The organism is Paractinoplanes aksuensis (genome assembly GCF_024137025.1).
GTDB lineage: Bacteria > Actinomycetota > Actinomycetes > Mycobacteriales > Micromonosporaceae > Actinoplanes > Actinoplanes aksuensis.
Genome location: NZ_JAMYJR010000009.1, coordinates 218,309 through 238,763 on the forward strand (window position 1 = coordinate 218,309; position 20,455 = coordinate 238,763).

Annotated in this window: 17 protein-coding genes; 4 read left to right on the forward strand and 13 right to left on the reverse strand. The window is 68.8% G+C overall.

Annotated elements, in window-relative coordinates; genetic code table 11:
• The first annotated feature begins 163 nt into the window (after window positions 1–163).
• Together M1L60_RS10040 and M1L60_RS10045 are read left to right on the forward strand one after the other, a co-directional pair.
• Complete coding sequence (locus M1L60_RS10040; RefSeq protein WP_253237050.1) at window positions 164–895, forward strand: class I SAM-dependent methyltransferase; 732 nt, start codon at window positions 164–166, stop codon at window positions 893–895.
• Window positions 892–1,581, forward strand: coding sequence for an SDR family NAD(P)-dependent oxidoreductase (locus M1L60_RS10045; protein WP_253237051.1), 690 nt, complete (start codon window positions 892–894; stop codon window positions 1,579–1,581). Before M1L60_RS10040 ends, M1L60_RS10045 begins: the two co-directional genes overlap by 4 nt.
• On the opposite strand, the gene M1L60_RS10050 is transcribed toward M1L60_RS10045, so the two are convergent.
• From M1L60_RS10050 to M1L60_RS10085, 8 genes are all read right to left on the reverse strand, one after another.
• Entirely contained in the window at window positions 1,545–2,114 is a 570-nt protein-coding gene (locus M1L60_RS10050; protein ID WP_253237052.1) for a hypothetical protein, read from the reverse strand. The genes M1L60_RS10045 and M1L60_RS10050 overlap by 37 nt on opposite strands.
• Window positions 2,111–3,541: a hypothetical protein gene (locus tag M1L60_RS10055; protein WP_253237053.1), complete on the reverse strand. Its 1,431-nt coding sequence runs from the start codon at window positions 3,539–3,541 to the stop codon at window positions 2,111–2,113. The genes M1L60_RS10050 and M1L60_RS10055 overlap by 4 nt, the downstream gene beginning before the upstream one ends.
• The gene (locus M1L60_RS10060; RefSeq protein WP_253237054.1) at window positions 3,504–4,337 is read right to left on the reverse strand and encodes a hypothetical protein; all 834 of its coding nucleotides are present in this window, start codon (window positions 4,335–4,337) and stop codon (window positions 3,504–3,506) included. The genes M1L60_RS10055 and M1L60_RS10060 overlap by 38 nt, the downstream gene beginning before the upstream one ends.
• A complete protein-coding gene (locus M1L60_RS10065) occupies window positions 4,330–6,186 on the reverse strand; it encodes a hypothetical protein (protein ID WP_253237055.1) in 1,857 nt (618 codons plus the stop codon). Before M1L60_RS10065 ends, M1L60_RS10060 begins: the two co-directional genes overlap by 8 nt.
• A complete protein-coding gene (locus M1L60_RS10070; protein WP_253237056.1) occupies window positions 6,186–7,577 on the reverse strand; it encodes a site-specific integrase in 1,392 nt (463 codons plus the stop codon). The genes M1L60_RS10065 and M1L60_RS10070 overlap by 1 nt, the downstream gene beginning before the upstream one ends.
• A gap of 181 nt (window positions 7,578–7,758) precedes the next feature.
• The gene (locus M1L60_RS10075; protein ID WP_253237057.1) at window positions 7,759–10,665 is read right to left on the reverse strand and encodes a vitamin B12-dependent ribonucleotide reductase; all 2,907 of its coding nucleotides are present in this window, start codon (window positions 10,663–10,665) and stop codon (window positions 7,759–7,761) included.
• Between the two features lie 41 nt (window positions 10,666–10,706).
• Complete coding sequence (gene nrdR / locus M1L60_RS10080) at window positions 10,707–11,225, reverse strand: transcriptional regulator NrdR (RefSeq protein ID WP_253237058.1); 519 nt, start codon at window positions 11,223–11,225, stop codon at window positions 10,707–10,709.
• 385 nt (window positions 11,226–11,610) lie between these two features.
• Window positions 11,611–11,949, reverse strand: a complete 339-nt coding sequence (locus M1L60_RS10085) for a LysM peptidoglycan-binding domain-containing protein (protein WP_253237059.1) — start codon at window positions 11,947–11,949, stop codon at window positions 11,611–11,613.
• Between the two features lie 268 nt (window positions 11,950–12,217).
• On the opposite strand from M1L60_RS10085, the gene lexA reads away from it, so the two are divergent.
• Window positions 12,218–13,003 (forward strand): transcriptional repressor LexA, encoded by a 786-nt coding sequence (lexA, locus tag M1L60_RS10090; RefSeq protein ID WP_438862090.1) that lies wholly within the window; start codon window positions 12,218–12,220, stop codon window positions 13,001–13,003.
• A 182-nt stretch (window positions 13,004–13,185) separates the two neighbouring features.
• On the opposite strand, the gene M1L60_RS10095 is transcribed toward lexA, so the two are convergent.
• Both M1L60_RS10095 and hflX read right to left on the reverse strand, forming a co-directional pair.
• Window positions 13,186–15,093, reverse strand: a complete 1,908-nt coding sequence (locus M1L60_RS10095; RefSeq protein WP_253237060.1) for a YncE family protein — start codon at window positions 15,091–15,093, stop codon at window positions 13,186–13,188.
• A gap of 81 nt (window positions 15,094–15,174) precedes the next feature.
• Window positions 15,175–16,593 carry a GTPase HflX gene (hflX, locus tag M1L60_RS10100; RefSeq protein ID WP_253237061.1) on the reverse strand — a complete coding sequence of 473 codons (1,419 nt, stop codon included), beginning with the start codon at window positions 16,591–16,593 and terminating at the stop codon, window positions 15,175–15,177.
• Between the two features lie 221 nt (window positions 16,594–16,814).
• On the opposite strand from hflX, the gene M1L60_RS10105 reads away from it, so the two are divergent.
• Window positions 16,815–18,272 carry an NAD-dependent malic enzyme gene (locus M1L60_RS10105; RefSeq protein WP_253237062.1) on the forward strand — a complete coding sequence of 486 codons (1,458 nt, stop codon included), beginning with the start codon at window positions 16,815–16,817 and terminating at the stop codon, window positions 18,270–18,272.
• 45 nt (window positions 18,273–18,317) lie between these two features.
• Here M1L60_RS10105 and M1L60_RS10110 read toward each other — a convergent pair whose 3' ends face one another.
• From M1L60_RS10110 to dapF, 3 genes are read right to left on the reverse strand one after another with little or no spacing between them, the layout of a single operon-like run.
• Window positions 18,318–18,866 carry a hypothetical protein gene (locus tag M1L60_RS10110; RefSeq protein ID WP_253237063.1) on the reverse strand — a complete coding sequence of 183 codons (549 nt, stop codon included), beginning with the start codon at window positions 18,864–18,866 and terminating at the stop codon, window positions 18,318–18,320.
• Window positions 18,867–18,903: 37 nt separating this feature from the next.
• Entirely contained in the window at window positions 18,904–19,626 is a 723-nt protein-coding gene (locus tag M1L60_RS10115; protein WP_253237064.1) for a glycerophosphodiester phosphodiesterase, read from the reverse strand.
• Window positions 19,619–20,455 (reverse strand): diaminopimelate epimerase, encoded by an 837-nt coding sequence (gene dapF / locus M1L60_RS10120; protein ID WP_253237065.1) that lies wholly within the window; start codon window positions 20,453–20,455, stop codon window positions 19,619–19,621. The genes M1L60_RS10115 and dapF overlap by 8 nt, the downstream gene beginning before the upstream one ends.

The window sequence follows — 20,455 nt, forward strand, 5'->3', positions numbered from 1 at the left end:
GCGTACAAGGTGTTCCGGGCGCTGCCTGATAAATCACAGTGCGTCCCTGCGATTCGCTGACGTGCGAGGACGCTGGTGTCTTCACGCGCCCGGAACCCTCGATCGATGTGAACCGGTGCACTCAGCCTTGCTCACCGCGTGGTCGGCCGGGTTGGGTCGGCGCATGGCCCTCATCGCATACGACAACGTGGACGCAGCGGCGTTCGAGGAGACCCGGCATTTGCGAGATGATGACCTCGCTACCTGGCGTGCCGCGATCGGCCGGCACTTCGAGCCCCGCACCGGGGCGCGCCTGCTCGACCTCGGATGCGGCACCGGCAGTTGGGCGCGGGCCTTCTGCACCTGGTGGCCCAGCGTCGAGGTCCTGGCGGTCGAGCCGTCGGCAGCGATGCGGGAGCGGGCGATGTTCCAGCCGGTCGTGGCCGGAACGGCCGACGACATCCCTTTCCCGGATGCAAGCCTCGACGGGGTCTGGCTCTCCACCGTGATCCACCACGTTCCCGACCTGGAAGCCGCTGCCCGCGAAATCCGGCGGGTGCTGAAGCCGGACGCACCGGTGTTGATCCGCTCCGCGTTCGCCGGTCGGCACGAAGCGATCAACCTGTTCCGCTTTTTCCCGGAGGCCGTAGCCGTGCTGGACCGCTACCCGAGTATCCCCGGCGTCGAGGCGGCGTTCGCCACCGTCGGCTTCGCGACGACTGGCTGCGAACCGGTCCCTCAAGTGACCGCCCCGTCAGTGGCCGATGCCGCCGCCGCTCTGCAGCGTGAGGCGCATACGCCCCTGCAGTTGATCAGCGATGAAGCCTATGCGGTGGGCGTAGTCCGTCTACAGGAGGCCGCACGAACCGAGTCTGGACCGGTCGTTGACGCTCTCGACCTGCTGGTACTCCGGTGATTACCCGGTTGGCAGTGGTCACCGGCAGCAGCCGAGGACTCGGCGCGGCCCTGGCCGAGCATCTCGCCGACCGAAGTTGGAACGTCGTGGCCTGTGTCCGTACAGAGTCCGCAGCCGTGTCGATCAAGCGGGCCGGCGTTGAACCTGTTCTGCAGGACGTCCGGGACCCGGTGAGCGAGGCCCTTCTGGCGGCTGTCCACGGACGGCCGATCGATGCGCTGATCAACAACGCCGGCATCGGAGCACCGGCCCGCCCGCTGGAGGACTGTGACCCGCAGACGATCCTGGACGCCGTTGACGTCAACGTCGCGGGTCCAATGCGCCTGACTCAGGCCCTGCTGCCGATGCTGCTGACCGCGCCCGCACCGCTGATCGTCAACGTGTCGTCCCGGCTCGGTTCGCTGGCCGCGCAGGCCGCGGGCGACTTCGCCGGCCGACGGACCAGCTACGCGTACCGCATCTCCAAGGCCGCTCAGAACATGCTGACGATCACCCTCGCTCATGAACTTGCCTGTCGTGTACGGTGCTGGGCTGTTCACCCGGGCGGCCTCACCACCGCCATGGGAGCGAGCGACGCGCACACGTCGCCCCGCGAGGCTGCCGTCCGGCTCAGTCAACTGCTGGACAGCTCCGACACCACCTCGCCGCGCTACCTCTCCTTGGAGGGCGCTGACCTCCGCTGGTGAGCCTCCTCGCCGATCCCCGGCTCATCCTCCTCTGGACCGCCGGGCACGAGGCGAAGGTAGCGGACCTTCTCCTCGCGTTCCCGTACCCGGGCTTCGTATTCCGGCTTGAGCTGCCAATGCAGCTCGCGGGCGTACGCGGCGACGTGCTTGAGCCGCTCCTCGGCCTCCTCGCGGAGACGGCGCTCCTTCTCGATGGTCGCGTGGGCGGCTTCGAGCTGCCGCGCGAGGTCGGCGGCGGAAATCTTGGTGCCGGCCAGTCCGAGTTGCGCCTGGACGAGGGCGGGGATGACGGCTTTGGCCTGGTCGAGCAGGGCGGCGTGGTCGCGGTATGTCGCGGACCGGGCTGCGGGGGCGATCGTGGTGATGGACTTCTTGTTGACCGGCATGTCCGCGGCGGCGAGGGTGACCGCGGCGATGACCAGACGCAGCGCGACGGGCACGCCTTCCTGGCCCATGAGTTCGGTGGTCAGGTCCTCGCCAGCCTCGATGCGGGCGGCGACGCGGGTGAGTGCTGCTATGTCGTCGCTGTTCATGCCCTGTCTTCCAGTGCGGCTCGGATGTACTCGTCGATGTGTGCGGTGATGATGGCGTGCAGTTCGTCGTCGGTGGTGTCGGCGAACTCCGCGGCGATGTCGGGGTTGGCGTCGTGCATCTTGTCCGCGGCCCGGCGCAGGACGTCGGACTTGAGCGCGAGGTGTTGGCGGCGCATAAGTTCGTAGCGGGCCCGGTCGGCGGGGGTCATGACGGAGTTGCGGCATTGGCCGGGCAGGCATAGCCGGAAGTCGGGCTTGCCCTTGCCGCCGCAGAGGGCGCCTTCGATCTGGTAGAGGCAGAGCGTCAAGGGACCTTGCTCGATGTTGCGGTTGCGTTTGCCCAGCGTCTTGAGCCTGGCTGGGGTCAGCGGCTGCGGGTTGGACAACGCGGCCAGGTTCGTCTCGATGGTCTGGTCGAGGCGTGCCTGCCCCTTGCCAGTGAGTTCGGGCCGGTGGGTGTAGGCGCGGTGCAGCCGGCGGCCGGCGTCCTGGTGGACGAGGTCGGCGGCCTCGTCGGGGTCGATCGGTGTGATCAGTTTGTAGACGTCGCCGACGTAGCCGCGGGCGACGGCGGCGGTGTCCCACTGGCCGAAGGCGGCGGCGAGGGCTTGGCCGTGCTCGCGGACGGCGTATGCCTGCGCGCTGGTGATGCGGACGTGTCGCATGGAGATGTCGATGTCGTCGAGGGATCGCTTGGTGACGCCGCGGTCGTAGAGTTCCCGGGCTCCTTCCTTGAGCATTTTGGGGAAACTGAGGTCGAGGTAGAGGCCGTCGCGGGCCATCCCGTGGCTTCTCTTGCCCAACGGCGTGGCGAGGAGCTGGTCGAACAGGAAGGGCACTCCGGTGGTGTCGCTGCGGCGGGGTTCGTAGCCGAGTGCTCGCTGCAGCCGATGGAGTAGGGCGATGATGCGGGCGACGCGGCCGTTGACCACGACGCTGGTGGGGACGGCGGCATGCCGGTTCTTGGTCTTGTAGGCCGACAGGGTGTGCTTGATGTAGGTGCTGCCGTCTGGCCGGGTGAACTCCTGAGTTTTCAGCGGGTCAAAGGGCAGGACGGACAACTGGCTGTCGCGCAGCATGACGGTGGCGGCGAGGTAGTACATCGCGTAGTAGACGAGGCGTCGCTGCCAGATGTCGAGGCTCTCCTTGGAGGCGATCAGCCGTTCGGTCCAGGTGATCCGCTCGCCCGTGCGGCTGGGCAGTTCGCCGACGGGTAGAGGGCAGGGGCTGAGCGTGGCGGTCAGTTGGACGGTGTCGCGCAGTTGCGACATGGTCCACCGTCCGGCGAGGTATGCCTCGTCGGCGTCGTAGACGCCGAGCAGCCGTGCCAGCGGGGCGTGCGCCAGGGTGAGCCCGCCGTTGACGTTGCGGGAGCCGGGGATCTTCCCGTTATTCTCGTGCGCGATGCGGGCCGTCAGGTCGAGCATGGCCTCGAAGGTGTCTTGCCTGCTCATCGGCGGTTCGGCGCTGGTGTTCTCGGTCCACCACTCGATGTGGGCGAACGATGTCCTCGGCGATGTAGTCGAAGACCCATGCGACGAAGCCGAGGGCGTGGCCGACACCTTCGTGTGGGCGGACCGCGTTCTGTTTGGTGCGGCCTCCAAACAGTTCGACGGTTTCGCGGCCGTCGAACGGCGGGGCGTCGCCCAGAAGGCCGGGCCGGTCGGCGATCTCGGTGATCTGCCAAAGGGTGATGAGTTGCTGAGCCCGGCCGCGGCCCGTGGCGTTGGACAGTGTGCTGCCGGCCTGCTTCTCCTTGACGCTCTGGGGCTGGACCAGCAGGACTACCAGTCGTGCCCAGTTGTCGCTGTCAAACCGGGTGATGTGCTGCTGGTCGATGATCGTGAGGGCATGGCTGAGCATCTTGATGTTGCCCTGCGCGGTGACGGGCACGACCGGTTCCTGCACGTTGGGCCAGGTCTGAGCCATCGGGTTGTCGGCATGGTCGATGGCGAGAGCAGGGTTCATCTGCAGCACCGCCATCTCCTTCGCGGCGTCACGCCAGCGCTCGGCGACCGCGGTGAAGTTGATGCGGGTCATCGCCCCGGACTTGTCTTTCCAGGTGCGGTGACCGGCGAGGTCCCAGACGTCTTCGCTGAACAGGATGACGCGTTCGAGGTCCTCCCCGCCGGGGATCAGGTCGTTGAGCCGCTCGTCGTCGCGGAACAGCAGGCTGGCACTGCGGCCCCAGTCGAGCGGGAAGAGTGGCAGGACCTCAGCCATGGCGCATCTCCATGTACATGCCGGTGACGGTCAGGATGTGAGGGACGAGATCGGTGGATCGTTTGATGTTGCCGACCACCATGGGCGAGAACTTGTCGAGGCACGCTTGGGCGTAGAACCGCAAGTGGGAGGCTTGTCCGTGTTCCCACTCGGTGGGGTCGTTGCGTTCGATGATGTCGCCGAGTTCGACGGCGGCGAGCAGCCCTGGAACGTGGTCGACGGTGCGGTAGCCGTTGGGGCAGGTGAAGCAGGCGACGATGCCGAGGTCGCAGCGGCGGCCGGAGCCGTCCGGTGCGTTGCCGCCGGAGGTGCAGACGCCGATCTCGACGTCCATCACCCTGTCGGGGTCGACGGCGGCCAGGTCAGCGGCGGGTCCTTCGGTGGCGTCGGCGACGACGGTGAATCCGGCGACGGCATCGTCGTGGAACGCGTTCTGTGCTGCCGTGGCGTGCTTGTTGAAGACATGGTCGGGCAGCACGTGCGCGGTGTAGTGCAGTTTCGTGCTCGGCGTGTGGCCGTGGACGTCCGCGGTGAGACCTTCCCCCATGACTCGGCGCTGGGCCACGTAGCGCAGCGCTGACAGTCGAAGGGAAACCTCGCTGCGCGGGCCGGCTGTGGCTTCGTCCCAGTACTTGTCGAAGGTCGGCGATTTCCAGGCGTTGATGCGCCGGAACTCGTTGATGACCTGGGCTTCGACGGGTTCGGATGCATGCTCAACGTAGAGCCGGTCGACGACGGCCGCGGGGGTTCCGGCTGGGGCGGTGAGGTCCCGTCGAGAGTGTCGAGCGAAGCGGGTGAGGCCGGTCATCGTCTCGACGACGCCGCCTGCGGTGTAGATCGAGGTCAGCCGGGTGGGTCGGGTGTCCTCGGACCGGTTGCGGGCCTTGACGTTATGTTCGAGAGCGTAGTCGCTACCCAGGTAGGTGAGGGTGTCGGCGTCTTTCTGCAGCAGGACGGAGGCGTTGAATCCGCTGTTCTCGCCGAGACAGTGCAGGATCAGCGCGGCAGTGATGAGGATGTTGTCTGGGTAGAGCGCGCGGCCGATCACCTTGATCTGTGGTCCGCGGAGCGGGCTGGTCCGGTTGTATTTGATGTAGCCGAACATGCGCGGATGAGTCAGAGCCCAGGCGACCTGCTGCTCGTACGGAGCGGCGAGTGACGGTTGCGGCGCACCTGGCTGGGAGAGGTCAGGGTGTGCGCGCTCGGCCCAGTCGATGAGTTCCTGGGCGGGGATGCGGAGCCAGCCGCGGCCAGTCACGTCGTGCCCGAGGCGCTCGAAGATCTCGCGCTGAGCAGTGAAGTATTCGGTGTAGACGGCCTTGGCCGCCGCTTCGATGGCATCGCTGACCGCGTCGTCATAGATGAACGGCGTTGAATCCTCAACCTGGAAACGGCTGTTCTTCAGTGCCCGACTAATGGCCACGCCGTTCGGATGGTTATCACGAACGGCGCGAGCCAGGAGCCAGCAAGCGGACCTTTTCGTATTGCTGTGCATAGGCTCGTAGAGCCACCTAAGCGTGGCAACGTCGAGCCGTGCATCGGCAAAGGTATCGAAGCCGCGCTCAGCCAAACGGTTGAGCATTGTCGTCGCCTGCCATCTCGCCTGCCGCAGAGTCTCCGAGGATTCCCACGCGGAGTCCGCGTCTCCGTTGTCGCCGACCTTGATCGAGTCGGCCATGGCTTGCAGCATCTGCTCAGCGGCGGGGGTGTGGTCGACGTGCAGCGTGACAACTTGCGGTTGGTAGGCGGCGGCGTGCTGGAAGGTGATGGACAGCCGCCGTTTGTCGACCTTGTTGATGCGCTCGATCTCGTAGGTTCCGCTGCGGTGGCCTCGGGTTGCGTGTGCCATCAGAACCATCCGAGGAAGTGATCGACCGGGATTCCGAGGAATCGGTGCGCAGTCTGGGTGTAGAGACGGGTGGACTGTTCGCTGGAGTGGCCGAGGGAGAACTTGACGAGTTCGACGGCCGCGGCGATGTGGTCGACCATCCAGTCGTCACGTCGGTGTTGTTCGACGATGTCCGCGATGACGCCCCGGTAAATCGCGACGGTGAGGTGAACGGCGTAGGTATGCCGTAGGTCGTGGATTCTGAAGTTTTCGGGGAAATCGGGGTCGATGCGTTCGCGTACGAATGTGCGCGCGGTCTCGATGGCGTGCTGGAGGCTGCGGTAGGCGAGTGGCTCGCCGGTGTACTCGTTGAGGAAGAGGACCGGACTCGCGCCGTCCGCCGTGACCAGGCGGCGACGGAAGTCCTCATCTGCGTCGGCCCAGCGTTTGCTGGCGACCACGTCGGGTGCCTCAGTGGTCCGGTAGCGGACCGTGGTGGAGTCGGCCGATTCGATGAGCAGGGGCCGGGCGGGACGATAGGTGGTGCGGTCGATGAGGTCGGCGCGGGCACCGTCGATGTACTCGCGGACCGCGGCGAGGTGGTGAGTGAAGGCGAGCGCGTCGCCGCCGGCGTCGCCCTTGGTGATGTGGTCGGCGACGCGCATGGTGGTGATCGGCAGCCCGCCCAGGGGTGGGATCTCGTGGACGGTGATGTTGGCGAGGTTGTTGCGTCGGATGCCGGTGGCCAGGCCGAGGGCGAAGAGGGCGTGGTCGCGGTCGGCTCCGAGGTAGGGGAACTGGTTGCCGTCGAGGTCGGTTCGGAGTGCGCCCATGAGCAGGTACTGGGCATACTCGGGGGTGATGGGGATGCCTGCCGAGCCGGTGTTGCGGCGGCGGGGCTGGTATTTGGCGATCGTGGTGCCGGTGCCGCCGTCGCGCCGGGTGACGGTGACGATCTCGAACGGCGGTAGGTGCTGGTAGTGGCGTTGGGCGTACTCGTAGAAGCGCTTGATGGCGGACGCGGCATGGGCCCAGCCGCGTGAGGTGAGCGTGGTTTCTTCGTCGGTGCCGTACTGGCGCTGGCGGTAGAAGGCGGCGAAGTGGTCCTCGGTGGCGGCGAGGACGGGGTCGCGGCGGTCTTCGTAGGGGTGCAGGCCGCGAGTGTTGCAGAGGTAGTCGAGCCAGGCTCGCAAATCGGAGGCGAGGCGGCGGGCCGAGGCGAGGTTCGGCCGGATAGTGCAGTGGTGGCGCAGGTAGTTGCTGGTCGGGGTATGGATGCGGCCGTTGATGGTGATGAACGGGGCGAGGACGCGGTCGGTCAGGTTGATGGGCAGGGCGTCTTCGCCGAGTACGGCGGCCACGATGGCGGGCTCGTACTCGATGGGTTCATGAACCTTGACGGTGTGTGGCACGGACTGGGTCTCCTTCGGACAGGTGTCGTTCCCTGCCGAACCCGAGTCGAGTCCACGTGGTGTAGCAACGGAAAGTCCCCCGGACCGTAGCAGGTCCGGGGGACACCCGATTGGTCAGGCGTACAGCCTCATCTGAGGTCTCAAGACACCCCCGCAGGGGACACCCTGAGAATGGTCAGTCTCAGCTGCAGCCGGAGGTGCTGCCGCAGCCTTCACAGACGTAGCAGCTGCCGGCGCGGCGCATCTTGGTGCCGCAGGTGAAGCAGAGCGGGGCGTCGGCCGACTGGCCCATCACGATCTCGAGCAGTTCGGTCGAGGAGCCGGCCACCGGGGACGGGGCCGCCTTCTCTTCCGCGTCAATGGTGGTCGGGACGACGGCCTCGGCCGGGGCCGTGGCGGCGCCGACGGGGGCCGAGACCGGGGCGGACGCGGCCATGCCGGCCAGGTCGACCGCGGCCGCTTCGGCGGCGGCCTCGGCCTGGACCTGGGCCGCGCGCTCCTTGGCGGTGAAGATGCCGAGGTCGGCCCGGGTGTCGTACGGCAGGAAGTCGAGCGCCAGCCGACGGAAGATGTAGTCCATCACCGAGGACGCCATGCGCACGTCGGGGTCGTCGGTCATGCCGGCGGGCTCGAAGCGCATGTTGGTGAACTTGCTGACGTACGTCTCGAGCGGGACGCCGTACTGCAGCCCTATCGAGATCGCGACCGAGAAGGCGTCCATGACGCCGGCCAGGGTCGAGCCCTGCTTCGACATCTTGAGGAAGACCTCGCCGAGGCCGTCGTCCGGGTAGGACGACGCGGTGAGGTAGCCCTCGGCCCCGCCGACCGAGAACGACACCGTCTCGGACGGGCGCTTCTTGGGCAGGCGCTTGCGGACCGGGCGGTACTCGATGACCTTTTCGACGACCTTCTCGACCTCGGTCGAGGCGGCCGGAGCGACCTCGGTCGTGGTCTTCTTGGAGCCGGCGGCCGAGAGCGGCTGGCCGACCTTGCAGTTGTCGCGGTAGATCGCGAGCGCCTTCAGGCCGAGCTTCCAGCCCTGGTAGTGGATGTTCTCGATCTCTTCGACGGTCGCCGTCTCGGGCATGTTGACCGTCTTCGAGATGGCGCCCGAGATGAACGGCTGCACGGCCGCCATCATGCGCACGTGGCCCATGGGGGCGATCGCGCGCTCGCCCATGGCGCAGTCGAAGACCGCGTAGTGCTCGGGCTTGAGGCCCGGGGCGTCGACGACGTTGCCGTTCTCGGAGATGTGCTCGACGATCGCCTCGACCTGCTCCTCGGGGTAGCCGAGGCTGCGCAGGGCACGCGGGACCGTCTGGTTGACGATCTGCATCGAGCCGCCGCCGACGAGCTTCTTGAACTTGACCAGGGCCAGGTCGGGCTCGATGCCGGTGGTGTCGCAGTCCATCATCAGGCCGATGGTGCCGGTCGGGGCGAGCACCGACGCCTGGGCGTTGCGCCAGCCGTTCTTCTCACCGATCTTGAGGCCCTGCTGCCACTGCTTGGTGGCCTCACGGACGAGCTCGGTGGCGACGGAACCGGCCGGGCGGATGTCGTCGTTGGCCGCGGCGTGCTTGCGCATGACGCGCTTGTGGGCCTCGGCGTTGCGGGCGTAACCCTCGTACGCGCCGACGACGCCGGCGATCTCGGCCGAGCGGCGGTAGGCCGTGCCGGTCATCAGCGAGGTGATGGCGGCGGCGACGTTACGACCGGCCTCCGAGTCGTACGGCAGGCCCGAGGCCATCAGCAGGGCGCCGATGTTGGCGTAGCCGATGCCGAGCTGGCGGTAGGCCCGGGTGGTGACGCCGATCTTCTCGGTCGGGAAGTCGGCGAAGGCGATCGAGATCTCCATCGCGGTGATGATGAACTCGACGCTCTGCACGAACTTCTCGGTCTCGAAGCCGCCGTCGGCCTTGAGGAACTTCATGAGGTTGAGCGACGCCAGGTTGCAGGACGAGTCGTCGAGCGACATGTATTCCGAGCACGGGTTGGACGCGGTGATACGGCCGGTCTCGGGGTTGGTGTGCCAGTCGTTGATCGTGTCGTCGTACTGCATGCCGGGGTCGGCACACTCCCAGGCAGCCTGGGCGATGTCGCGGAACAGCTTCTTGGCGTCGATGGTCTCGATGACCTCGCCGTCCTGCCGGCCGCGCAGACCGAACTCGGTGCCCGCCTCGTACGCCTTCATGAACTCGTCGCTGACGCGGACCGAGTTGTTGGCGTTCTGGTACTGCACGCTGACGATGTCGGCGCCGCCCAGGTCCATGTCGAAGCCGGCGTCGCGCAGGGCGCGGATCTTGTCTTCCTCGCGCGCCTTGGTCTGCACGAACTCTTCGATGTCGGGGTGATCGACGTCGAGGATGACCATCTTGGCCGCGCGGCGGGTGGCGCCACCGGACTTGATGGTGCCGGCGCTCGCGTCGGCGCCCCGCATGAAGCTCACCGGTCCGCTGGCGGTCCCCCCGGACGACAGCAGTTCCTTGGACGAGCGGATGCGCGACAGGTTGACGCCGGAGCCGGAGCCACCCTTGAAGATGAGCCCCTCCTCCTTGTACCAGTCGAGGATGGAGTCCATCGAGTCGTCGACCGAGAGGATGAAGCACGCGCTGACCTGCTGCGGCGACTTGGTGCCGACGTTGAACCAGACCGGCGAGTTGAAGCTGAACACCTGGTTCAGCAGCATCGCGGTCAGCTCGTGGTCGAACAGTTCGGCGTCGGCCGGGGTGGTGAAGTAGCCGTGCTTCTCGCCCGCCTTGCGGTACGTCGAGACGACCCGGTCGATCAGCTGCTTGAGCGACCACTCACGGTCGGGCGTGCCGACCGCGCCCCGGAAGTACTTGGTGGTGACGATGTTCGCCGCGTTGATGCTCCACCCGGACGGGAACTCGACACCCTTCTGCTCGAAATTGATCGAGCCGTCGCGCCAGTTCGTCATGACGACGTCGCGGCGCTCCCACTCGACCTGGTCGTACGGGTGAACGCCCTCGGTCGTCCAGACCCGCTCGACCCGCAGCCCCCCGCCGGCCACGCTGTTGCCGTTCGCACGGCTGCGCTGCCGACCTGCTGTGATGCCGTCCCCGGCCATACTGCTCCCCCTCGTTGACACTGCCACTCGTCTTTACTGCGTCATCCGCCGATTTTCGGTGTGCGGCCGCCGGACCGCGGCGCCACCGGGTGGCGCAGACCGGACTCGCGGGCGATCGTCGCCTCGCGCAGTGCGGTGATTTCTTTTTCGAACTCGTCGAGCGAGTCGAAGGATTTGTAGACGCTGGCGAACCGGAGATAGGCCACCTGATCCAGATCCCGCAGCGGGACCAGGATCGCCAGCCCGACCTCGTGACTGGGGATCTCGGCCGCGCCCTTGGCCCGGACGGTCTCCTCGACCTTCTGCGCGAGCAGCGCGATCGAGTCCTCGTCGACGGGCCGGCCCTGGCAGGCCTTGCGGACACCGCTCATGATCTTGGTGCGGCTGAAGGGCTCGGTGACGCCGCTGCGCTTCACGACGGCGAGCACGGCCTCTTCGACCGTGGTGAACCGCTTGCCGCACTCGGGGCACGATCGACGGCGACGGATCAACTGACCGTCGTCGGCCTCGCGCGAGTCGACCACCCGAGAATCAGCGTGGCGACAGTACGGACAGCGCACCTCGAACCCCCTCCGGCGCCTGTCACCGGAAAACGCGGGCACGCAAAAGCACGGCTGCTCGCTGGTAACACACCAGTTCGCGCCGTTACGGCCTGTGGATAACCGGTGGAGGCGAACCCCAACCTGTGGATGACTTACACCCTTGTAACTACTAGATGTTGGGGTAGACGCTATGCCGCAGCGGACGCGGACGCAAGCTCAGCGGCATGCCGACGCGCCGTATTTTGCGACTCAACACGAGCGGTTGACCGCACCCTCACAGAACGAGGTGATCATGCCCCGTTTTGCCTCCGGACACCGGTTCGATCATGCAACGTCACGCGTTTTCGACCTTGCCGTTGTCGCGCTTCGGACATCGCCACGGTCGAGCCGGACGCGACGTGGATCACGTTGCCCGCGGCAAGATCAAAACATCACCGGGGTGTACGCCGTAGCCCGACAGGCCGTTGAGGCGGCGCAACTCTTCGACGGCGGCCTGACCGTCACGCCGGGACGACGTGCGGGCGGCGACATCCCACAACGTGTCACCCGGGCGGACGACGATCGACGGGGGCGGGCCGGCCGGCGGCTGCTCGGCCCGGGACGCGGTGGTGAACAACACGGCACTGGCGAGCGAGGCCAGCACGACGAGAAACCCGAGCACGACGGCGCGCCCGCGCCGGGTCAGCCGCAGCGGAGGCTGGACGGGCTGCATTCTCGGGGCCACCACAACGTCCGTCACCATGGCGTATCTCCCACCGGGAAGACGATCTTCGTACGGACGTTCGATCGAACGCCCGTACGACGGTCTATCAGAACACGCGTACGGAAGTCGAGCACTTCCGGGCGACACGCCGGAAGAAAGTCGTACAGATGTTTGAATATGTCGTACCCCGCGATTACGGTTCTCCGTCAAAGGGGTCAGCCGGGCACGCGCCATCCCCACGGCAAGGCGCTCGGCTCCGCGAAGAGCACCACGTGCCGACGAGGCACTGGCCGACAGGGAGGCGGACGTGTCGACCGACGACCGGACGAGCAGCCGGCAACACCAGACCAAGCCCGACAACGGCGCGGCCCTGCGCCGCCGCACACCGAGCCGCGGGCGGGCCGCCGACGCGCCGCAACTGCGTTCCGTCACTCCGGTGGTCAGCCAATTCCCCGAGCCGGTCACGGCCGAGCTGACCGCGCGCCAGCGCCGCATCCTCGAGTTCATCCGCGACTGGGTCGAGCGCTACGGCTACCCGCCGAGCGTCCGTGAGATCGGCGAGGCCGTCGGGCTGGTCTCCCCGTCGAGCGTGGCCTACCAGCTGAAGGCGCTCGAGACCAAAGGCTTCCTGCGGCGCGACCCCAACCGCCCCCGGGCCGTCGACGTGCGCTCCCCCGCCGAGATGGTCGACGACGAGACGCTGCGCTCGGCGCGACCCCAGCCCGCCTATGTGCCGCTGGTCGGCCGCATCGCCGCCGGTGGGCCGATCCTGGCCGAGCAGGCGGTCGAAGAGTTCTTCCCGCTGCCGCGCGAGCTGGTCGGCGAGGGCGAGGTCTTCATGCTCGAGGTCAAGGGCGACTCGATGATCGACGCCGCCATCTGCAACGGCGACTGGGTCGTCGTGCGCCAGCAGCCGACGGCCGTCGCGGGCGACATCGTGGCCGCGATGATCGACGGCGAGGCGACCGTGAAGCGGTACCGCCAGCGCGACGGGCACGTGTGGCTGATGCCGGCCAACCCGGCCTTCGACCCGATCCCCGGCGACGACGCGACCATCATGGGCCGCGTCGTGGCCGTCCTGCGCCGGGTCTGACATTCGGGTTGCGTCGGCACCCCGGCCCAGCGGGCCCGGTCGCCCGCCGAGGGGGGCGTGGGCTCGCCTCGACCGACGGCCACGCCGAGCTAGGCAACGGGCCTGAGCGAAGTGCCGGGTCCGGTGGCTTCCTGAACGGCGAGCGGGGCCGGTTGAGAGCCAGGACCCAGCAACTGGCGGAGTTACCGGGGGCCGTAGCCGTCGAAGCGGCTCTCGGGGCTCCGCCGGAAGTCGTTGCCGTTACTGGCGACGGGCGGCTGACCGCCGCTGTTGCCGCCGTAGACCCCGCCGCCACCACCGCGCGGCGGCTGGCCCTGCGGACCACGCGCGGGCTGACCCTGCGGACCGCGGGGCGGCTGACCCTGCGGACCACGCGGAGGCTGACCCTGCGGACCTCGAGCGGGCTGCCCCTGCGGGCCCCGGGGCGGCTGACCTTGCGGACCGCGCGGGGGTTGGCCCTGGGGGCCACGCGGGGGCTGGCCCTGCGGACCACGCGCGGGCTGGCCCTGCGGACCACGCGCGGGCTGGCCCTGCGGACCACGCGCGGGTTGGCCCTGCGGACCACGGACGGGCTGACCCTGCGGACCGCGAGGCGGCTGGCCCTGCGGACCACGCGCGGGTTGGCCCTGCGGGCCACGGGCGGGCTGACCCTGCGGGCCGCGAGGCGGCTGACCCTGCGGACCACGCGGCGGCTGACCCTGCGGACCGCGCGGGGGCTGGCCCGGGCCGCCGCCGTACACACCGGCCCGCGCGGGCGCCGGCTGCTGGCCGTTGGCCTTGGCCGGGGCGCCACCGTAGACGCCGTTGCCCTTCGGCTTGCCGCCGTAGACACCGTTGGCCGGCTTGGGCGAGCCGTTGGCCGCCGGGCCCGAGCGGGCCCCGCCGTAGACACCGGCCCGTTGTGCCGCGCCACCGACCCCGATCAGCTCGGTCTCGGGGTCGCCCTCGAGCGGGTTCTTGAAGTCGTCGTCATCGGCCACCGCGGGCGCCGCCGCGAGCCGCTTGCGGTGCCGGGTGATCCCGAACACGCCCGCCCCGACCAGGATCAGACCGACCAGGCCGACCCCGCCCACGGCGTACGTGATGTCGCTCAGTTCGAGGTTGGCGTACCACTTGTCCCCGCTTTCCTCGCCACCGTTCTTGGCGGCGGTGGCCACAGTGGTGGCCGGCGTGTAGCGGAGGATGTAGTTGGCCGTCTCGGTCTCGCCGTTCATGTCGGAGACCGTGTAGAAGAACTTGCCGTCGGGGCTGTAGCTGATCGCCTCACCGGTGATCTCGTTGGGCAACCCGGTCGTGCGCGGCTTGCCCTTGAGGGCGGCCAGCACGTCGCCGTTGGGCACATCCCATTCGAGCGCGTCGGTGTACGTGCGCAGCGCGACCTTCTTGCCACCGGGCGCGACGGCGCCGCCGCTGATCGTCTGGTTGCCGATGCGGGCCAACGGGTTGCCGTCGGTCTGCGTGGCCCCGATCGGCAGCTCGGCGACGCGCTTCATCGGCACGCCCTCTTCGGTCTTGGGCTTCAGGGGGGCGGTCGGCTGGTAGACATAGGCCGGCTTGCCGATCTCGCGGGTGACGATCAGCGGGGAGCCGTCACCGTTGAGCAGCAGCGCCTCGGCGTCGTGGGCGTCGCCCTGGGGATAGGTGAGCCGGTGGATCGTGGGCTCGGCCGAACCGTTGGACGGCATCGACCAGAGGCTGACGGTGGGGCGGCGGTCGTCGGTGTCGAACCGGTTGTCGCCGATGTCGGCGATCCACAGCTTCGTGCCGTCCGGCGAGAGAATCAGGTCTTCGGGGTCGAGCGGGCCTTTGCCCGAGTATTCGACCTCTTTGGTGATCTCGCACTTGGTGTCGAGGAAGAAGATCCGCTTGTGGGTCGGCTCGTCGGTGCTGTCGTTGACGACGACGTAACCCGACTTCGTGGCGACCAGACCCGACGCCTCGTCGATCTTCTTGCTGCTGATCTTGCACATTTTCTTGCCCGCGACGGCGGGAACACTGACCGTCGGGGCCGGATCCTCGGCAAACGCCGCGGACGAGCCGATCATCACCAGCCCGGAGGCCACGATCACCGGGAACACGAGACGCCGCATCCGATCAGTGTCGCACGCGGCGCCCCGTGCTGGTGTTACGCGTCAGTCAAGCCCTGACGGCGAGGTGGATCAACGGCACCCTCAGTGCCGGAAGGACTCCAGTTCGTTGGCCAGATGCTCGTCGACCCGGATCCGCATCTCGGTGCCCTCCTCCACATGGAGGGTGTGCAGCACCTGACCGGACCGATGAATCCGGGCGACCAGGTCGCCTCGGTCGTACGGCAGCAGAACGCGCATATCGACCGCGGGCTTGGGCAGCCGGTCGGCGATGGCGCGGTGCAGTTCGGCGATGCCGGCGCCGGAGCGGGCCGACACGAACACGGCGTCGGGCCACGCCCGCTTGAGGCGCAGCACCGTCTCCTCGTCCGCGGCGTCCATCTTGTTGATCACCAACAGCTCGGGGACCGTGTCGGCGCTGACGTCGGCCAGCACCTCGCGGACGGCGCTGACCTGACCCTCGGGGTCGGGGTGGGCGCCGTCGACGACGTGCACGACGAGGTCGGCGAACGACACCTCTTCGAGCGTGGAGCGGAACGCCTCGACGATCTGGTGCGGCAGGTGCCGCACGAAGCCCACCGTGTCGGACAGCGTGTAGACCCGCCCGTCCTCGGCCGCGGTGCGCCGGGTGGTCGGGTCGAGCGTGGCGAACAGCGCGTCCTCGACCAGCACGCCGGCCTGGGTCAGCCGGTTGAGCAGGCTGGACTTGCCGGCGTTGGTGTAGCCGGCGATGGCCACGGCCGGAACGCCGCTGCTCTGCCGGCGCGAGCGCTTGGTCTGCCGTACGGTCCGCATGCCCTTGATCTCGCGCCGGAGCTTGGCGATGCGCTGGTTGATGCGGCGGCGGTCGGTCTCGAGCTTGGTCTCACCGGGACCACGGGTCCCGACGCCACCACCGCCCGAACCACCGCCGGCGCCACCGCCCTGGCGGGACAGCGAGTCACCCCAGCCGCGCAGACGCGGCAGCAGATACTGCAGCTGGGCCAGCTCGACCTGGGCCTTACCCTCTTTGCTCTTCGCGTGCTGAGCGAAGATGTCGAGGATCAGAGCCGTACGGTCGACGACCTTGACCTTGATCTGCTGCTCGAGATTGCGGAGCTGGGACGGCGACAGCTCGCCGTCGCAGATGACCGTGTCGGCGCCGGTGGCGATGACCGCCTCACGCAGCTCGTCGACCTTGCCGCGGCCGATGAAGGTGGCCGTGTCGGGCCGGGAGCGCCGCTGGATCAGGCCCTCGAGCACCTGGGAACCGGCGGTCTCGGCCAGCGCGGCCAGCTCGGTCAGCGAGTTGTCGGCATCGGAGACGCTGCCCTCGGTCCAGACGCCGACCAGGACGACCCGCTCGAGCCTCAGCTGCCGGTACTCGACCTCGGTGATGTCGGTGAGTTCGGTGGAAAGACCGGCGACCCGGCGCAGCGAGTGCCTCTCTTCGAGCTCGAGCTCGCCGGTTGTCACGTCCGGCTCGTCGACCTCGAGGACGGGTGCCTGGTAAGTGTTTCGCAAAAGGTGACCTCCTCGGCCCCGATCGTGGCACGTCGCCGTGTCCGGCGCATCCACATAACGTGGCCAAGCGTTCTCGAATGATGGAAAGTCTTCAGTCCGCTCCAGGGCGGCGGGTGGGGCGGTTGGATGGGTTGGGGCCTGGTACAACGACCCGGGTGGAACCCGATATTCCACGGGGGCAAGATTACGGTGACGCACCCACCAATGTCGGAGGGACAACCGTGGTGACGACCCGCCTGCCGAGCGCAGGATTCTCGATCACGATCCGGATAGCTGTGACCGCGGACGCCTCGTCCATCGGCCGGCTCACCACCTGTGTCGGCGAGGCCGGCGCCATCGTGACGGCCCTCGACGTGGTCGACTCGGACCCGACCCGCGTGCTGGTCGACCTCACCTGCGACACCGCCGACTCCAGCCACGCCGACCAGGTCGTGAAGACGCTCGAGGAGCAGGACGGGGTCGACGTCCGCAAGGTCTCCGACCGCACGTTCCTGCTGCACCTCGGGGGCAAGATCGAGGTCACCTCGAAGGTCGCGCTGCGCAACCGCGACGAGCTGTCCCGGGCGTACACGCCGGGTGTGGCCCGGGTCTGCATGGCGATCGCCGAGAACCCGGCCGACGCCCGGCGCCTGACCATCAAGCGCAACACCGTGGCCGTGGTCAGCGACGGCTCGGCCGTGCTCGGTCTGGGCAACATCGGCCCGGCCGCGGCCATGCCGGTCATGGAGGGCAAGGCCGCGCTGTTCAAGCGGTTCGGCGGCGTCGACGCGTGGCCGGTCGTGCTCGACACGCAGGACACCGACGAGATCGTGAAGATCGTCAAGGCGATCGCCCCGGCCTACGGCGGCATCAACCTCGAGGACATCGCGGCGCCGCGCTGCTTCGAGATCGAGGCGCGGCTGCGCGAGCAGCTGGACATTCCGGTCTTCCACGACGACCAGCACGGCACGGCCATCTGCGTGCTGGCCGCGCTGACCAACGCGCTGCGGGTGGTCGGCAAGCGCCTGCCGGACGTGCGGGTCGTGGTCTCGGGCGCGGGCGCGGCGGGCACGGCGATCATGAAGCTGCTGCTCCGCCAGGGCGTGGGCGACATCATCGCGTACGACCGGAAGGGCGCCCTGCACCGCGGCATGGCCGACATGTCGGAGACCTGGCAGTGGCTGGCCGAGAACACGAACAAGGACAACTATTCGGGTGACCTGCCCGGCGCCATCGTCGGCGCCGACGTGTTCATCGGGGTGAGCGCGCCCAACCTGCTCACCGGGGACGACATCGCCCGCATGGCCGACAAGTCGATCGTCTTCGCGCTGGCCAACCCCGACCCCGAGGTCGACCCGCGCGAGGCCCGCCGGCACGCCGCGGTGGTCGCCACCGGCCGGTCCGACCAGCCCAACCAGATCAACAACGTGCTGGCCTTCCCGGGCGTCTTCCGCGGCATGCTCGACGTCAGCGCCGAGGAGTTCACCGAAGAAATGGCGCTGGCCGCGGCCCGGGCCATCGCCGACGTGGTGGGCGAGGACAAGCTCAACCCCACGGTCATCATCCCCAGCGTCTTCGACCCGAAGGTGACGCCGGCCGTGGCCGCCGCCATCCGGGCCGCGGTGAAGGGGCCGGCCCCGCACAACGTGGCCGCCCTGCCCGAGGCCGAGCTGGCCCAGGCCCCGGAAGAGACCTTCTGAGCTGAGGCGGCAGGCGTCAGACGCGCCTGCCGCCGTCAGAATCGGTCAGTTCGACTTCAGGGTGCCCAGCAGGTCGCGGAGCGAGGACACCAGGAGCTCCTCGTGATCGTCCATCTGGCCCTGGGTGGTGACCGGCGCTTCGAGGAGGACCATGGCCTGGAGCTTGGCGTTCCCTGTCCACAGATAGGCCTCCAGCCCGCCCTCGTTCGAGGTGTAGGCGATGGCGCGACCGGCAAGGCCGCTCAGCTCGAGATGCGGATCGCCGGCTCGGCGCGCTGCCTCGAGCTGCGAGTTCGCCTCCTCCTCGGGCGGCGTCAGCCGCTGATCGCTCTTGACCAGCTCGACGTTGCCGATGGCCGCGGGCGGTTTCTCCGTCGACCCGTAGGCGCAGGTGAACGTGAGGACGTTGGGCAGGTCGGCCTTCTGCGGGTCGTTCAGCGGCTTCAACCCGGCCAGGGCCGGCGCCGTCCAGGCCGGGCACTGATCGGCCGCCAGCGTCCACTTCTTGTCGCCCACGGCGTCGTCGTTACCGCCGCAACCGCCGACCAGCGCGAGCGCGGCCAAGGCCCCGACCCGTCGCGGACTTCCGCCCATCGATCCCCCTCAGTGATTGAGCGGAGAGAATCGCACGTCAGCGGGCGGCCGACCACCCCGTCAGCTCCGCGACCCGGTCGGTGATCAGGCCGGCGATGCCGGCCTCGGTCAGCCGGGGCCATTCCGTCATGTCGTTGGCCGTCCAGGGCATCACGTCGATGCCGCGCGCGGTCAGAGCCGACACGGTCGGCGGATCGCCGAGGACGTCGGCGGTCGACGGGTTGAGGCAGACGACCTCGAGCTCGTCGGCCAGGTCGACGGTGTCGGCCTCGAAGCGCAGGCGCAGCAGGCCGCGCCGCAGCGCGGGGCCGGCCTCGCGGACCAGGCGGACGACGGCCGGGTCGAAGCTCTGCACGATCGTGCGACCGGCCAGGCCGTACTCGTCGACCAGCTCGACAATCGTCTTGACCTGGGACAACGTGGCCGGGGGCTTGATCTCGAGCAGCAGGCCGGGGCCGGGCGCGAGCAGCAGCTCGAGGGTCGCGGCCAGGGTCGGCACGCGGACGCCGGCGTAGGCGGGCGAGAACCACGAGCCCGCGTCGAGAGCCGCCACCTCGGCGTACGAGACGTCCCAGACGTGCCCGGAGCCGGTGGTCGTGCGGTCGAGCGTGCGGTCGTGGATCACCACCGGCACGTCGTCGACCGTGGTGCGCACGTCGAACTCGACCAGCGTGGCGCCGGCCCGGACGGCGGCGGCGAAGGCGGGCAGCGTGTTCTCGGGAGCGACCGCCGAGTAGCCCCGATGGGCGACGTTATGCATCGAGGTATTCGCCGGTGGCGACCAGGACGGCCGGGCCGGACAGCCACCACCCGTCCTCGGCGTCGTGGGTGACCGTGAGCCGGCCGCCGGGCAGGTCGATCGCGACCACGCCCATGGCCAGGCCGGCGTCGCGCAGGGCGACCGCGCCGACCGCCAGGGCGCCGGTGCCGCAGGCCAGCGTCTCGCCCGAGCCGCGCTCGTGGACCCGCATGCCGACGTGCAGGTCGGCCTCGGCCAGCGGGGCCGCGGTGACCACGAATTCGACGTTGACCCCGGCCGGGAACAGCGACCGGTCGAAGCCGGGCTCGGTGGTCAGGTCGAGCGAGTCGAGCGACAGACCGTCGTGCAGGCCGCAGACCAGGTGCGGGTTGCCGCAGTCGACGGCCACGCCCGGGAAGGTCAGCGGACCGGTGGTGGCGGTGCCGGCCGCGTACACCCGGGGGCTCTTCATGCGGACCCGGATCTGGTCGCCCTCGACGATCGCGAGCATGACGCCGGCCCGGGTGGCGATCGGGATGCCGGCCGGCGACGGGGTGGCCAGGCCGTGCGACACGAGGTAGCGGGTGAAGACGCGGACGCCGTTGCCGCACATCTCGGCGATCGAGCCGTCGCTGTTGCGGTAATCCATGAACCACTCGGCCTCGCCCGCCAGCTCGGCCCCGGCCGGGTCTTTGGCGCTGCGCACGACCCGCAGCACGCCGTCGCCGCCGATGCCGAAGCGGCGGTGGCAGAGCGCGACCACCTGGGCCGGGGTCAGGTCGAGCGCGCCGTCGACGTCCTCGACGATCACGAAGTCGTTGCCGGCGCCGTGGCCCTTGGTGAATCTCAC